At 63.0% G+C, this 14,532-nt stretch carries 11 protein-coding genes; 6 read left to right on the plus strand and 5 right to left on the minus strand.

Features of this window, described 5'->3' with window-relative positions:
• Positions 1 to 334 precede the first annotated feature (334 nt).
• A complete protein-coding gene (locus R2B70_RS00735; protein ID WP_318162393.1) occupies positions 335 to 3,313 on the plus strand; it encodes a hypothetical protein in 2,979 nt (992 codons plus the stop codon).
• A 599-nt stretch (positions 3,314 to 3,912) separates the two neighbouring features.
• Here R2B70_RS00735 and R2B70_RS00740 read toward each other — a convergent pair.
• Positions 3,913 to 4,440, minus strand: coding sequence for a hypothetical protein (locus R2B70_RS00740; RefSeq protein ID WP_084202773.1), 528 nt, complete (start codon positions 4,438 to 4,440; stop codon positions 3,913 to 3,915).
• Between the two features lie 124 nt (positions 4,441 to 4,564).
• Positions 4,565 to 5,029, minus strand: coding sequence for a thioesterase family protein (locus R2B70_RS00745; protein ID WP_042077125.1), 465 nt, complete (start codon positions 5,027 to 5,029; stop codon positions 4,565 to 4,567).
• 133 nt (positions 5,030 to 5,162) lie between these two features.
• Between R2B70_RS00745 and recQ the strand changes: the two genes are divergently transcribed.
• Positions 5,163 to 6,986 (plus strand): ATP-dependent DNA helicase RecQ, encoded by a 1,824-nt coding sequence (gene recQ, locus R2B70_RS00750; protein WP_318162394.1) that lies wholly within the window; start codon positions 5,163 to 5,165, stop codon positions 6,984 to 6,986.
• Between the two features lie 51 nt (positions 6,987 to 7,037).
• Here the strand turns inward: recQ and R2B70_RS00755 are convergent, their stop codons facing one another.
• Complete coding sequence (locus R2B70_RS00755) at positions 7,038 to 7,340, minus strand: cytochrome c (RefSeq protein WP_318162395.1); 303 nt, start codon at positions 7,338 to 7,340, stop codon at positions 7,038 to 7,040.
• Between the two features lie 103 nt (positions 7,341 to 7,443).
• Here R2B70_RS00755 and R2B70_RS00760 point away from each other — a divergent pair, with 103 nt between their 5' ends.
• From R2B70_RS00760 to R2B70_RS00770, 3 genes are all read left to right on the plus strand, one after another.
• Positions 7,444 to 8,871 carry a protein adenylyltransferase SelO gene (locus R2B70_RS00760; RefSeq protein WP_318162396.1) on the plus strand — a complete coding sequence of 476 codons (1,428 nt, stop codon included), beginning with the start codon at positions 7,444 to 7,446 and terminating at the stop codon, positions 8,869 to 8,871.
• Positions 8,872 to 8,888: 17 nt separating this feature from the next.
• On the plus strand, positions 8,889 to 9,176 hold the full coding sequence (locus R2B70_RS00765) for a DUF3630 family protein (protein WP_042077132.1): 288 nt from the start codon (positions 8,889 to 8,891) through the stop codon (positions 9,174 to 9,176).
• Between the two features lie 169 nt (positions 9,177 to 9,345).
• On the plus strand, positions 9,346 to 10,020 hold the full coding sequence (locus R2B70_RS00770) for a 7-cyano-7-deazaguanine/7-aminomethyl-7-deazaguanine transporter (protein ID WP_318162397.1): 675 nt from the start codon (positions 9,346 to 9,348) through the stop codon (positions 10,018 to 10,020).
• 281 nt (positions 10,021 to 10,301) lie between these two features.
• Here R2B70_RS00770 and rraA read toward each other — a convergent pair whose 3' ends face one another.
• A complete protein-coding gene (gene rraA / locus R2B70_RS00775) occupies positions 10,302 to 10,787 on the minus strand; it encodes a ribonuclease E activity regulator RraA (protein ID WP_042077135.1) in 486 nt (161 codons plus the stop codon).
• A 145-nt stretch (positions 10,788 to 10,932) separates the two neighbouring features.
• On the opposite strand from rraA, the gene R2B70_RS00780 reads away from it, so the two are divergent.
• Complete coding sequence (locus R2B70_RS00780) at positions 10,933 to 12,786, plus strand: methyl-accepting chemotaxis protein (protein ID WP_318162398.1); 1,854 nt, start codon at positions 10,933 to 10,935, stop codon at positions 12,784 to 12,786.
• Between the two features lie 58 nt (positions 12,787 to 12,844).
• Here the strand turns inward: R2B70_RS00780 and mgtE are convergent, their stop codons facing one another.
• Positions 12,845 to 14,269, minus strand: coding sequence for a magnesium transporter (gene mgtE / locus R2B70_RS00785; RefSeq protein ID WP_318162399.1), 1,425 nt, complete (start codon positions 14,267 to 14,269; stop codon positions 12,845 to 12,847).
• Positions 14,270 to 14,532: the final 263 nt, after the last annotated feature.

The raw sequence follows: 14,532 nt of genomic DNA on the forward strand, positions 1-14,532 counted from the left end.
CCCTTGTGCTTTTCCGGCCTTCCAGTTCTGGTGGGCATGCCCTCTTCGCCCCCTTCTTCTCCTCCCCAGTATCAATCCCGATACAGTGTGTGCCTGGTTCGTTTGGTTTATTTATCAACGCATTGCCGTTCCCCATGACGGGTTGCGGGGGGCCCCCTGTTTCAGGCCTGTGACAGGTCTCGGCATCAGTTCCTGTAACCCCTTGTTTTTTCACTCTCCACCCGCTGGCATATGGCTTGCTCCATCGCTCTCGTCATGACGACAGGCGGTCGCAGGTGTCCGTGTTGATCGGCGCCACCCGGCCACACGAGGACAACGTCAAGGAGAGATCGACATGTTCGTCAGTAAACGATGGGCGACTATGCTGGGGGCCGTGCTCACGCTCGGACTGCTCGGCACGACGCCAGCACAGGCCGCCGACCCCGTTGGGGTTCAGACTACGCTGGAGGGCTGCCGCAAAGATGCGAGCTTCACCTTCCCCGATGGCGGCCCCTTCATCTGCCCCGACGAGGACTACACCACAGGCAACCTAGGCAAGACGTGGAACGAACTCGACCTCGTTCCTTACCGCATCACGCTGCAGGCCGGCAACTCGGCCCCGGCCAACCAGCAGTACACCCTGGGGGTGGTACTGGACAACGAGGATGCAGGCAAACCCGGATATGACATCCTGTCGGCCCCCGTGCTGAATGTGGGCAAGTCGAGCGCATCCTGCGTGGCGGCCCAATCGACACAGCAAACGCCATTGGATCCCGGCATCGGCGGAACCGACGTCTCGATTTACCGGCTGATCACGGTCACTCAGGCGAAAAACACCACCTGCGTTTACGACTACTACGGCCGGCTGGCCCTGGGGTCGCACCTGTTCCCGGGCTCGTCGCTGCACGCCAATCTCCTGGCCGAGGATCTCGGCACGGGGGGCGCTGGCGCACGGGATGTGTCGATCCCCGTCAAGGAGATCGAACCGCAGGAAATATCCAAGACGATGACGGCTCACCAGGGGGCGGAGCAGACCTGGAATATCTCCAAGGGAACCGAAGATACTCTGGACTTCGGCAACGTCTGTCGCAGTGACGCGCCGGCATCCCTGCCCGTCCAGATCACGGTGACCTGGACCAAGGCGGAGGTCATCGGCGGCAAGGTCGCGGTCAACATAGTGCTGAACGCGAAGAACCCGGCCGCGCGCACCATCACCATCGACTTGACGGACAAGCTCTATAAGGGCTCGAACAACAGTGGCACCTTGCTGGGCACCTACAATGAGGGTCCGTTCGACCTCGCCCCCGGCTTCAACGGCATGGTCGCCGAATTCACGGTCGAATTCGATGCGGCCACGGCGGGCAAGGTCGGCGACTGGCTGCACAACGAGGTGTCAGGAGTCTATACGGACAAGGCAACCGGCATCGCGGTGCCGGGCACGACGACGGCGGTCGCGGACGCCCAGATCCAGCAGGGCGCCATCACCAATGCTTCGACGACCATCAAGGACGTGGAGGAGATCGACGGCGATGGCCTGACCTATTCAGTCGCAACACCGTCACTCGGCGGCTTCCTGGACGGCTACCTCGCGGGCGACAAGACGGATGGCGTGGTAGGGTGGCAGGTGACAGGCCAGACAGACAGCGGTTCCATTACCTTCAACAAGGAGGTCTACCTCGATGATCCCAAGCGGGTCACGACAGGCGTATTGAGAGATACCGCCTACCTGACCGCGTCGGACGGATTCGCAGCCAGCACCGACGAGCTGCAGATCCCGATCGCCTCCTCGGCCAAGGCCAAACTCACCATCGAGAAGAGCATCCCCAGCTTCCTGGATACGGGCGAGAAGCTCGAGATAACGTTCCACATTACCCGCGCCAATGATGGCACATTCAGCAAGACCAAGGTCATCACCTTCACGGGCGGTGGCGCGACGACGCAGTCCGTCACGGCATGGGGCCTGGTTCCCGACACCTATTACGTCGAGGAGCAGGGCAGCATGTTCTTCGCCGCCGGCAGCGACACGGGCGTTCCCATCGGTCTGGCCGATCCGCGCGATCCAACGGTGTACCCGAATCCCAGGACGGTGAACCTCCAGCTCGAAGACGGCATGGCGACCCGTTGCTCGGCAACCGTCGACTTCCAGAACGAGCCGACGGACGAGCCTGCCAAGGCACAGGTGGAGAAGACCACGGAGCCGGCGCTGGAAAGCTCGGATGACGACTACTACTGGACCTTCAAGCTGTATGGTCCGGGCGGCGCGCTGCTGAGCACGCAAGAAGTCGGCGCGGGTGCGGGTTACGGTACCTTCCAGGGGGGCGGTGGTGACCTGCTGCTCATGACCGAGGGTACCTACACGGTCGTGGAGACCACCAAGGCGGGCTGGGATCTGATTTCGGCCAATCCGGACTCACCGATCCAGGACAAGGTCTGCGACTTCACGGTCGACTATCCGGAGGATGCAGGCAAGGTCTTCTCCTGCTCGTTCCTGAACCGGGAACGCGGCAGGGCACAGGTCCTCAAGACCTTGAACGGCAGCGGCGATCTGGGCAGCTACTCGTTCACCTTCGTGCTGCGGCAGGGGGCTACTACCTTCTCCATCGGCGAGACTCTGGAGTCGATGTCGGCCAATGCCGGGAACGGCGGCACCCTGGCGTTTACGCAGGAGCTCATCCCCGGCCAGACCTACCAGATCTGCGAGATCGTGGGTCCGGGGTGGCTCACCAACTTCGGAACCTTCGTGCCGAATGCCTTCATGCCACCGGATGGTGTCGTCATCAACCCGAATGTCGACAACAGCATACTCTGTGGCGACTTCGAGGTGGGTCCGGGCGAAACCAAGGTGTTCAGGATCGACAACACACCGCCCCCAGGGGGTCGTGCATTGACCATCGGTTTCTGGCGGAACTGGGCGTCCTGCGCCAAATCCAATGGCAAACAGAACCCCGTGCTTGACCAGACGCTGGCCTCCTTCGCCGGTGGCGGAGTCTACATCGGCAACCTGTTCGTGGATACCTGCCAGGAGGCCGTACGTATCCTGAGCAAGCAGGATGTCGGGAGCGGCAAGCAGAAGTCGAGCGATCCGGCGTTCAACATGGCGGCGCAACTGCTTGCCGCGAAGCTGAACGCACAGGCCGGGGCCGGTGTGTGCCCGAATGCGGCCACGGCTATGGTTGCTGGCCAGGCCATCCTCGATGGCGCACCGCCGAGCTATGCGGTGAGCTTCACCGGGATGGGGGATTATCCGAAGAAGGGTCAATTTGCGACCGAGGCGAACAACCTCGCCACGTCGCTTGACCAGTACAACAACAACTACCTGTGTACCGGGCCGTAAAGAGGCCGCACACAAGGTGTCCAGCGAGGGCCCGGCGCAAGCTGGGCCCTCTTTTTAATCTGGCGGGCAAGGCGGTGGTTGTATGTGGTGGGTTTGGCAGCACCTGCTCGGTGCCTTGCCACTGTGCGGTCAGACAGGGGGCAGGGCTGCTGCTGGTGTCTTGTGGCCGGCATACGGACGGCCAGACGTGAGGGAGCCGGGTTGGCAGAGCATCGGCGAGCTTCGACAAGATGAGGCACCAGCGCGCCAGCCGGCGGCTTGTGGGAGTCGGTGCCTGCCGTCATCTTGTCGCTCTGAGGCGGTTCACCCCCATGGCAGCCTGTCTGCAGGGATCGTGGGGAACATGGGGTGATGCTGTCCCGGACCTGGGGTCTTGCTGACAGCTCTCCACCAAGGGCCGCATCGCGTGCAGTTGGATATTCGGCACTGACTGGCGTGTCTGAATGGCGGGGAGATGGACGGGGCATGGCGCCCAATTAAAAGGGCCACCGCTCGGTGGCCCCACGGGTGGAGTCTGATCCTGACTCCGGCACTCTAGATTGTGGCAATCTCGTTGTGGGTCTTGTCGATGGTGCCCTCCTTGCGCGCCAGGCGCGTGATCAGATATGCCAGTGTTGATGGCGCAATGCCTTGAAGCCGTGTTGAGTTTGCAGAGCCGCATGCTTGGGGTACTCGCTGATGAAGTGTTCGAGACCCTCCACCAGTTGTGAGCGCAACGAAGACACGGGCTCATGCCAGGCTTGCAGGCAGAGATGGCCGGGGATCAACTGCTCTCGATACGCTTCCAGCAGTTGTTCTGGCCAGGGCTCGATATGGGAATCATGACGCAGCAAATAGTGGGCGGCGGGTTCACGGGCATAGATGAACTGAACTTGGGCCAGGTCGCGTTGGCTTAGCGTTTGGCTGCCGATGTGGCAAGTCAGATATTTTCCCGTCTTCAGATTCAGGAAGTGACCGCGTTGCCGACAGGCAATGATGCGATACCAGGGCAGGGGTGAACAGAGAGAATACCCCTCCAGCTCCTGTTCCAACCAGTGACGACACTCAGGCGTCTGCACCTGTTCGCGCATGGCCTCGAGCTGTGTCAACAAGGCTCTGGATGGTTGGGTAGCCAGTGTCGCGCTCATCGTCTGCAATCCTCCCTCTGCACAGAATCCCGACTTTCAGTATGGACCTTGGCCGACGGAGGGGGGTAGCAATTCTAATGATTAAAATCGGCTTAGAAGCGCACTTTTTATTCAATAAAGGCCACTAGCCGACCAGGTAGGTGCCGGTACCGAAGGCGATGTGGGTCCCTTCTTCGTTGTGCAGTTCCATACGGGCGACGGCCACCTTGCTGCCGGCCCGGATGATGTGGGCGGTGGCGATGAACTCGTTGCCGCGCCCCGGGCGCAGGTAGTCCACCCGCAGGTCTATGGTGCCGAGGCGGGAGAAGCGCTCCTTGAGGTAGCTGGGGGAGAAGTCCTCCAGCTCGTCGATGCAGGAGGCCGCCACTATCATGCCGCCGGCCACATCCAGCAGGCTGGCGGTGACGCCGCCGTGCAGGATGTTGTGGAAGGGGTTGCCGACCAGCTTCTCCTCCATCCTGATGCGCAGCTCCACCCTGTCGAAGTCGTAGTGGGTCACCTGCATGCCGATCAGCTTGTTGAAGGGCATCTTCTCGGCGAACAGGTTGGCAATGCCACTGAGCGCCATCTTCTTGAGCATCTGTTTCATTCTCTGAGTCCGATCCCTGTCATCAAAGCCGAGTAAAAACTCCAGCCAGTCTGCAACACTTCCTTAACAGTCGCAATGCCAGGTTTATTGTGAGCGGCGGCTGCTTTAGAATGGCGACCCCAAAGGAGAGCCCATGACCGCGATTGCCGATACCTTGCCCGATACCCCCCTTGCCCTGCTGCAGGCGGTGTTTGGCTATCAGCAATTCAGGCCGGGCCAGCTCGAGATCATCGAGCAGATAGTGGCGGGGCGCGATGCCCTGGTACTCAAGCCCACCGGTGGCGGCAAGTCCCTCTGCTACCAGATCCCGGCGCTGCTGCGCCCCGGCCTGGGGGTGGTCGTCTCGCCGCTTATCTCGCTGATGAAGGATCAGGTGGACAGTCTGCGCGCCAACGGGGTGGCAGCGGTCTACATCAACTCGGCCCTGAGCCGGGAGGAGATGATCCAGAACTTCGCCGCCATGCGCCGCGGCGAGATAAAGATCGTCTACGTCTCCCCCGAGCGGCTGCTGCAACACGAATTCATGGATCGGCTGGCGGAGCTGCCGCTCGGCCTGTTCGCCATCGACGAGGCTCACTGCGTCTCCCAGTGGGGCCACGATTTTCGGCCGGAATACGCGGCGCTGGGGCGGCTCAAGCAGTGGTTCCCCCAGGTACCCGTGGTGGCGCTCACCGCCACCGCCGACGAGGCGACCCGCAGCGATATGCTGCACCGGTTGGAACTGAGCGATCCCTTTATCCACACCGCCAGCTTCGACCGGCCCAATATCCGCTACAGCCTGGTGGAGAAGTTCAAGGCGGCGGAACAGCTGCTGCGCTATGTGCAGAGCCAGAAGGGCAACTGCGGCATCGTTTACTGCTCCAGCCGCAACCGGGTGGAGGAGGTGGCCGAGCGGCTCTCCCGCCACGGCTGCAAGGCGGCCCCCTACCACGCTGGCCTGCCGCTGGAGCTGCGCCAGCAGACCCAGGAGGCCTTCCTCAAGGACGACATCGAAATCGTGGTGGCGACGGTGGCGTTCGGTATGGGCATCGACAAGCCGAATGTGCGCTTCGTGGTGCACTACGACATCCCCAAGAACATCGAGTCCTACTATCAGGAGACCGGCCGCGCCGGGCGTGACGGCACCCCGGCCGAGGCGTTGCTGCTCTACGATCCCGCCGACATCGGCCGGGTGCGGCGCCTGCTCGACAACATCGAAAACCCCCAGCAGTTGCAGGTGGAGCAGTACAAGCTCAACGTGATGGCGGCCTTCGCCGAGGCACAGACCTGCCGGCGCCAGGTGCTGCTCAACTACTTCGGCGAGTACAACGACAAGCCGTGCGGTAACTGCGACATCTGCCTCGATCCGCCCCAGAGCTATGACGGCACCGAAGATGCCCAGAAGGCGCTCTCCTGCGTCTGGCGGGTGGGGCAGGCCTTCGGGGTGGGCTACGTGGTCGAGGTGCTGCGCGGCTCGCTCAACCAGCGCATCAAGGATCACGGCCACGACAAGCTCTCCACCTACGGCATCGGCAAGGATCAGAGCCACGAGTACTGGATGAGCGTCATCCGCCAGCTGATCCACAAGGGGCTCTTGACCCAGAACATCACCCGCAATCTGGTGCTGCAGCTCACCGAGGCGGCCCGCCCCGTGCTGCGCGGCGAGGTGAAGCTGGCTCTGGCTGTGCCGCGTCTGCAGCCCATCTCCAGCCGCAAGGAGAAGCGCAACGGTCTGCTCGACAGCGCCAACTACGACAAGCGGCTGTTCAAGGAGCTGCGCGCCCTGCGCAAGCAGATTGCCGAGGAGGAGGCGGTGCCGCCCTACGTGGTGTTCAACGACGCCACCCTGGTGGAGATGGCGCAGCTCATGCCGATGACCGAAGACGAGATGCTGGCGGTCAACGGCGTCGGTCACCGCAAGCTGGAACGCTTCGGTGAGGCCTTTATGGACCTTATCATCGACTACTGCCGGCGGTAGGGTCGATTAGCGCAGCGTAATCGACCGCATCGGGGATAGGGCGTCGCCAGGCTACTTCAGGCTGGCGTAATAGGCTGCCAGGTTCTCCATGTCCGCCTCGGTCAGGGCCGCCATAAAGGGCACCATCAGGGGCTCCTTGCGGCTGCCATCCTTGAAGGCCTTCAGCTGTTTCACCAGATAGGCGGCATTCTGGCCAGCCAGGTGGGGATAGACGGGCACGCTCGCCTTGCCATCCACGCCGTGGCAGGCGGCACAGACCGCCGCCTTGGCCTTGCCCGCGTCGATGTCGGCGGCCTTGACCTGATGTCCCCAGGTCAGCGCCAGCAGGGGCAGGGTATAGACCCACTTTGGCATCTTCTTCTCCTTGAAATGAATAATCGCGATCGCCTGTTAGCCTCAAGGGGCTGGCGGCGGTATAAAGGTGACACGAGCATACGCAGGGACAACCCCCATCACCATGAAGCTGATCAACACTTTCGCCACCGAGCTGCCCTGGGCCTGCGAGCCCGTCGCGCCCCAGCCCCTGCATGAGCCCAGGTTGCTGCACCTCAACCAGGGGCTGCTGCGGGAGCTGGGACTGGACCGGGTCAGCGCGGCCGATTGGCTGGCCTGCTGTGGTCTGGGGCAGCCCCTGTCCGGCATGCAGCCGGTGGCCCAGGTCTATGCGGGCCACCAGTTCGGCGGCTACAGCCCCCGCCTCGGCGATGGCCGGGCGTTGCTGCTGGGGGAGCAAGCGGCGCCGGATGGCAGCCGCTGGGACCTGCATCTCAAGGGAGCGGGCAAGACCCCCTTCTCCCGTTTCGGCGACGGCCGCGCCGTGCTGCGCTCCAGCATTCGCGAATACCTCGCCTCCGAGGCGCTGCATGCCCTCGGCATCCCCACCACCCGCGCCTTGGTGCTGGTGGGGAGCCAGGAGCCGGTCTACCGGGAGCAGGTCGAGACGGGGGCGACCGTGCTGCGCACCGCACCCAGCCACCTGCGCTTTGGCCACGTCGAGTATTTCGCCTGGAGCGGTCAGGGGGAGAAGATCCCCTTGCTGATCGACTATGCGCTGCGTCACCACTTCCCCGAGCTGACCGATGGCGCAGAGCTGTTCGCCGAGGTGGTGCGGCGCACCGCGCGCCTCATCGCCAAGTGGCAGGCGGCGGGGTTCTGCCACGGAGTGATGAACACAGACAACATGTCCCTGCTCGGCCTGACCCTGGATTACGGCCCCTACGGTTTCATCGACGCCTATGTGCCGGACTTCGTCTGCAACCACTCGGATCCGGGCGGTCGCTATGCGCTGGATCAGCAGCCGGCGGTGGGGTACTGGAACCTGCAGAAGCTGGCCCAGGCGCTGGCCGGTCATGTGGATGGCGACGCCCTGGCGGCGGCCCTGGCCCAGTATGAACACCAGCTGATGCTGCACTACTCCGAGTTGATGCGCGAAAAACTGGGACTGGCGAGCTGGGAGGATCAGGATCCTGCCCTGTTCCGCGAGCTGTTCCGGCTGCTGGCGGTGCACGGGGTGGATTACCACCTCTTCCTGCGAAGGCTCGGGGAGCTGACCGTACAAGGGACCTGGCCCACCGCTCTGCTGGCGCTGTTGCCGGACCCGGCCGCCTGGCAGGAATGGCTCGAAACCTATCGGGCGCGCCTGGCCAGGGAAGGGAGCGAGGATGGGGCGCGCAAGGCGCGCATGGATGCCGTCAACCCCAAGTATGTGCTGCGCAACGCCCTGGCCCAGCGGGTGATAGAGGCTGCCGAGGGAGGTGAGATGGCGCCGTTCGAGCGGCTGTTTGCGGCCCTGCAGCAGCCCTATGCAGAGCAGCCCGAATACGAGGATCTCGCTACTCCGCAACCGGCATGGTATTGCGGCGGCGAGCTCTCTTGCAGCAGTTGAGGACCCGGATGAAAGAGATGAACTGGCAAGTGGTGGGCATTGATGAGGGCGCTGGCGTGCTGATGCTGGATTGCCCGGGCCTTGACTGGGACAACTTTCCGGCCCTGGCCGAGGGGCTGCTGCGGGAGTGGGAGCTGGCGGCGATCGAGCGGGAGTGGGGCGCCGATCGCCACGGCTGGCTGCTGGAGTTCGAAGGCAGCCGGCTGCGGCTGGAGTATGAACATCACAGCGGCTGCTGGCTGACGGCTGTGCACCCCGCCGATGGCGAGGTCGTGCTCTGGCTGGGCCGACGGCATAAAGGGTGAGCCGTGGCTGGCGGAGCCCATGACGTCGTCCTTTGGCGACTGCCGTGGCGAGCCAGCGCGACAGCATAAAGATTGAACTATCGGTATTGGGGCGTATAATCGCGCCCCTCGATTATCGCCATGGTGGCGATATGGGTTCCCTAACCCCATTAACCAAAAAGGTCACAATATGAACCTGACTCCGGCTCAGTACCAGACGGCACTGATGCGTCTCTCGTTGTTCCACATCCTGATCATCGCCGGCAGCAACTACCTGGTGCAGCTGCCGATCACCATCTTTGGCTTCCACACCACCTGGGGCGCCTTCAGCTTCCCGTTCATCTTCCTGGCCACGGATCTGACGGTGCGGATCTTCGGCGCCGGCCTGGCGCGCAGGATCATCCAGACCGTGATGCTGCCGGCATTGACCGTATCCTACGTGCTCTCGGTGCTCTTCTTCGAGGGCAGTTTCCAGGGGGTGGGCAACCTGGCGGAGTTCAATCTCTTTGTTGCCCGGATCGCGTTAGCCAGCTTTATGGCCTATCTGGTGGGCCAGTTCATGGACGTGGTGGTATTCAACCGCCTGCGCCTGCTGAAAGCCTGGTGGGTGGCGCCAGCGGCTTCCACCCTGTTCGGCAACCTGGTGGACACCATCGCCTTCTTCAGCATCGCCTTCTGGCGCAGCACGGATCCCTTCATGGCCGAGCACTGGGTCGAGATAGCGACCGTGGACTACGTGTTCAAGCTGCTGATAAGCCTGGGGTTGTTTGTGCCGCTCTACGGCGTGCTGCTGCGTTATCTCAGCCGCAAGCTGGTGGGCGAGGCCGGATTGGCCGGCCTGCAAACCGCGGCCCGTCAAGCCTGATGGAGGATGACCACCCTGGGGTGGTCATTTTTTTCGCATTTCTTGCAAATAAGGCTTGCACAGTTAAATGAGAATGATTATTGTTACCTTGTTTTCCGGGAAAGACTTCATTTGTTCCAACGTGATGGACTTCTTGTGAAGGCACGACATTGCTCACATTGCTTCCAGTTAAGGGGCCAGTAGTTTACTGGCCCTCTTTTTTGTTCTTTTTCAGACCCTTGCAGACTGAGCTCGGCCATAAAAAATGGGAGCCAGGGCTCCCATCTTCAGTCTGTGTCCGCTTACTCGATGTCGAGGGCATCGGGGGAGAGGATTACCCCTGTGGTATCGGCGTAGAGGTGATCGTCTGGCAGGAAGGTAACGCCGCCGAAGTTGACCGGCAGGTCGGTCTCCCCGATATCCTTGCTGTCGGCACCCACCGGAATGGCAGCCAGCGCCTGAATGCCGATATCCAAGTCTTCCAGAATGTCGACCTCACGCACGCAGCCGTAGCAGACGATCCCTTCCCACTCGTTCTCCGCCGCCGTGGTGGCGATCTCGCTGTCGATCAGGGCGCGGCGCATGGAGCCGCCGCCGTCGATCAGCAGCACGCGACCGGCGCCGTTCTCCTTGACCAGTTCACGGATCAGGCCGTTTGATTCGAAGCATTTGACCGTGGTGATGACGCCGCCGAAAGAGGCGCGGCCGCCGAAGGAGCAGAGCATGGGTTCGAGCACATCCACCATGTCCTGATAGATGTCGCACAGTTCTGAAGTGTTGTATTCCATTGTGTCAGATCCACCGCTGGAAACAGGTGGATCCAGTATAAGGAGTGGGGTTGGCATTTCAATGAATATTCCTTGAACGGACATATGGATAACGTATTCTGCCCGCGATCGATGCAGTCCACCCCCAGATCCCCAGAGGTTTATCGTGCTGATCCGCCACAAGTTGATATTGAATACCGCCCTGGTTGCCACGGCCATGCTGACCCTGAGCGGGCTCTTCTTCTACGCCAGCCAGGAGAGTCGGCACATGATGGAGGCGCAGCGCAGCGTCGATGCATTCGAACGCGCCATGTTGCAACTGAGGGGGGCCGAGCAGGACTTCTTGCTGCACAAGGATCCGGCCGACGTCGACCGGTTCAACGCCGTGCTGGCGGATGTGCACTCCCTGGAGCAGACCCTGGAGGCGGACGATCGCCTGGGCAACGCCCGGGCCGGGTTGACGGGCCTGGATCGCCAGTTCGGTGCCTATGGCAAGGCCTTCAACGAGCTGGTGGCCCAGCAGCAGAAGATAGGGCTGGGGCCGGAGGATGGCCTCTATGGCCGGTTGAGGGCGGCGGTGCACAAGGTGGAAGAGGCACTCAAGGCGCAGGATCAGCAGACTCTGCTCATCACCATGCTGCAGCTGAGGCGCGCGGAGAAGGACTTCATGCTGCGCTCGGACATCCAGTACCTCGAGCGTTTCCAGACCCTGCATGCCGCCTTCCAGCAGGGGCTCGGCGGCCTGCCACAGGCGCAGCGCAACGAGCTGGAGCAGGCCAGCGAGCAGTACCGGCAGGATTTCGTCGCCCTGGTGCAGGGCATGCAGGTGCTGGGGCTGAAGGAGACGTCCGGACTGCGCGGCCAAATGCACACCCTGGTGCAGCAGGCCGAGCAGGCCCTCAAGGGCGCCAGCCAGCAGGTCGCCGATGAGCTGGCCCGCCAGACCAAGGGCTTCAACCGGCTGATGCTGGCCTGTGGCGCCCTGATCATCCTGGCCATCGGTTTTATGAGCGTGCTGCTGGGCCGCAGCATCGACAGGCCCATCGCGCGGGTCAATGACACCGTCAACCGCATCCGCCGGGACAACGACCTGCGCCTGCGCATCGCCCTGAAGGGGGATGACGAGATGGCGCAGCTGGCGGGCAATCTCGATGTGATGCTGGATGGCTTCCGCCATCTGATAGGGGACGTGAAACAGAGCGTGAACACCCTGACCGGGGCGGCGGATCACCTCTCTGACAATGTGCGCCGCACCAGCGAGGGGGCCCAGCGCCAGCTGCTGGAGACGGATCAGGTGGCGACCGCCTCCACCGAGATGGGTTCCACCATAGAGGAGATAGCCCGCAACACCGAACAGGCCGCCAGCGATGCCGCGGCCACCAACCACAAGGCCAGCGAGGGGCGTGGCGCGGTCGAGCAGACCGTCAACCAGATCCACGCTCTGGCGATCCAGCTGGAGCAGGCGTCCGGCGAGGTGGCCCGGTTGCAGCAGGAGAGCGAGACCATAGGCTCGGTGCTGGGGGTGATCCGCGGCATCGCCGATCAGACGAACCTGCTGGCCCTCAATGCGGCCATCGAGGCGGCGCGGGCGGGGGAGCAGGGTCGCGGTTTCGCCGTGGTGGCGGACGAGGTGCGCAGCCTCGCCATCCGTACCCAGCAGTCGACCCAGGAGATCGCCGTCATCATCCACTCCCTGCAGCAGCAGACCGACAGCATAGTGGCCAGGATGGCGCTCTGCCGGGAGCAGGGCGACCAGAGCGCGCAGCAGGCGAGGGTGGCCGGCGGGCTGCTCGGCCAGATAACGGAAGATGTCACCCGTATCATGGATATGAGCACCCAGATCGCCGCCGCCATCGAGCAGCAGAGCCTGGTGGCCAACGAGGTGAACCGCAACGTCAGCAGTATCCGCGACATCGCCCAGGCGTCGAGCCAGATGGCGGAAGACAACGCCAGCTCCAGCCAGGGCTTGAGCGAGCAGGCCAGGCTGCTGAATCGGGCGGTGGAGCCGTACCGGGTGTGACTGACCTTCTGATGGAAAAAGGGAGCCATAGCGGCTCCCTTTTTATCGCAGACCGGATTCAGAGCAGGAACAGGGTGGCCAGGCCGAGGAAGATGAAGAAGCCGCCGGTGTCCGTGATGGCGGTGATCATCACGCTGGCCCCCACCGCAGGGTCGCGCCCTAGCCGGCTCATGGTCATGGGGATGATGACCCCCATCAGGGCCGCCACCAGCAGGTTGAGCATCATGGCGAGCGTCATCACGGCGCCGAGCGCCGCATCCTGATAGAGGAAGTAGGTGGCGACCCCCATGGTGCCGCCCCACACCAGGCCGTTGATCAGGGCCACCCCCAGCTCGCGCCACAGCAGGAAGGAGACGTTGCCGGTCTGGATGTGCTGCAGCGCCAGGGCCCGCACTATCATGGTGATGGTCTGGTTGCCTGTGTTGCCGCCGATCCCCGCGACTATGGGCATCAGGGCCGCCAGCGCCACCAGTTGCGAGATGCTGTGCTCGAACAGGCCTATGACCCGGGAGGCCACGAAGGCGGTGCAGAGGTTGAGGGCGAGCCAGGCCCAGCGGGTCTTGACCGCCTTGGAGACGGGCGCGAACACGTCTTCTTCTTCGCTGATCCCCCCCATGCGGCGCAGGTCGGTGTCGCTCTCCTCATAGACCAGATCCACCACCTCGGCGACGGTGAGCCGGCCCATCAGCTTGCCCCTGGCATCCACCACGGCGGCGGAGACGAGATCGTCCCGCTCGAAGGTACGGGCCGCCGCCTCGTCGTTGTCTTCCGGATCGAAGGTGACGGGGTTCTTCTCCATCACGTCCCCCACTCGAGTCTCCGGCTTGTGCAGCAGCACGGCGGTGAGGGGCAGCTCCCCCTGCAGCCGGTTGCGCCTGTCGGTGACGAACAGCTTGTCGGTGTTGGCGGGGATCTTGCCGCGCAGGCGCAGGTAGCGCTGCACCGTGGCCAGGCTCACCTCGGCCCGCACCGTGATGAGCTCGAAGTCCATCATGGCGCCGACCGTGTGCTTGCCGTAGCGGATCACCTCCCGCACCCGGTCGCGCTGATCGGGGGCCATGGAGGTGAGCAGCCGCCCCATCAGGTTGCGAGGCAGGTACTGGCCCAGATAGATCTGATCGTCGATCTCCAGGGTGCGCAGGGCGTGCAGCAGCTCCTTGTCGCTCATGCCGCTGATGAGGCTGTCCCATACCGTCTCCGACGCCTCGACCAGGATCTGGCCGCGTTTCTCCTCCTCCACCAGTGCCCACAGGGCATGACGCTCATCGGGCGGCAGCGACTCCAGCGCATCGGCGACGTCGGCGGCGGGTAGCCCGTTGACCAGAGCTGTGAGTTCGCCAGCCTGATCCCGCAGCTCGGCGTCCTGCACCCCTTGCGGGTCGAGCAGGCTGTCGGTGAGGGCATCGTCGGCCAGCAGCAGGGTGAGAATGCGGGCTCTGTCTTGTTCACGCTGTTTGGCGCTGTTCTTGGCGGGGAGGGACATGAAGCAGAATTCCTGAATTCGGTGGTCCGGCTGACACACCCCATAGGATACCAGACTTAAAACAACAGGTTATGACGGTGCGCAGCGGTGCGGACATTTATTCGGCCGGGGGCGCTGCACAGGCGGGCAGGGTGGAGTGAGGGGGACAATAGTTCGGTATAAATCTATTTTATGGATTTTCCGTTAATGCCCATATTTTTACTTATGTTGACGGTGTGGCTCTCGGCAGCCCGTCTCGGCGGGGTTTTTGGGCCATTCATCCC

Origin of the sequence: Aeromonas sp. XH, from assembly GCF_033348475.1 — a bacterium.
Taxonomy (GTDB): domain Bacteria; phylum Pseudomonadota; class Gammaproteobacteria; order Enterobacterales; family Aeromonadaceae; genus Aeromonas; species Aeromonas sanarellii.

What these genes read in the sequence shown, in the direction of transcription:
- R2B70_RS00735 (WP_318162393.1), top strand. Translation starts at nt 335, where the DNA reads ATGTTCGTCAGTAAACGATGGGCGACTATGCTGGGGGCCGTGCTCACG.
- R2B70_RS00740 (WP_084202773.1), bottom strand. Translation starts at nt 4,440, where the DNA reads ATGAGCGCGACACTGGCTACCCAACCATCCAGAGCCTTGTTGACACAG.
- R2B70_RS00745 (WP_042077125.1), bottom strand. Translation starts at nt 5,029, where the DNA reads ATGAAACAGATGCTCAAGAAGATGGCGCTCAGTGGCATTGCCAACCTG.
- recQ (WP_318162394.1), top strand. Translation starts at nt 5,163, where the DNA reads ATGACCGCGATTGCCGATACCTTGCCCGATACCCCCCTTGCCCTGCTG.
- R2B70_RS00755 (WP_318162395.1), bottom strand. Translation starts at nt 7,340, where the DNA reads ATGCCAAAGTGGGTCTATACCCTGCCCCTGCTGGCGCTGACCTGGGGA.
- R2B70_RS00760 (WP_318162396.1), top strand. Translation starts at nt 7,444, where the DNA reads ATGAAGCTGATCAACACTTTCGCCACCGAGCTGCCCTGGGCCTGCGAG.
- R2B70_RS00765 (WP_042077132.1), top strand. Translation starts at nt 8,889, where the DNA reads ATGAACTGGCAAGTGGTGGGCATTGATGAGGGCGCTGGCGTGCTGATG.
- R2B70_RS00770 (WP_318162397.1), top strand. Translation starts at nt 9,346, where the DNA reads ATGAACCTGACTCCGGCTCAGTACCAGACGGCACTGATGCGTCTCTCG.
- rraA (WP_042077135.1), bottom strand. Translation starts at nt 10,787, where the DNA reads ATGGAATACAACACTTCAGAACTGTGCGACATCTATCAGGACATGGTG.
- mgtE (WP_318162399.1), bottom strand. Translation starts at nt 14,269, where the DNA reads ATGTCCCTCCCCGCCAAGAACAGCGCCAAACAGCGTGAACAAGACAGA.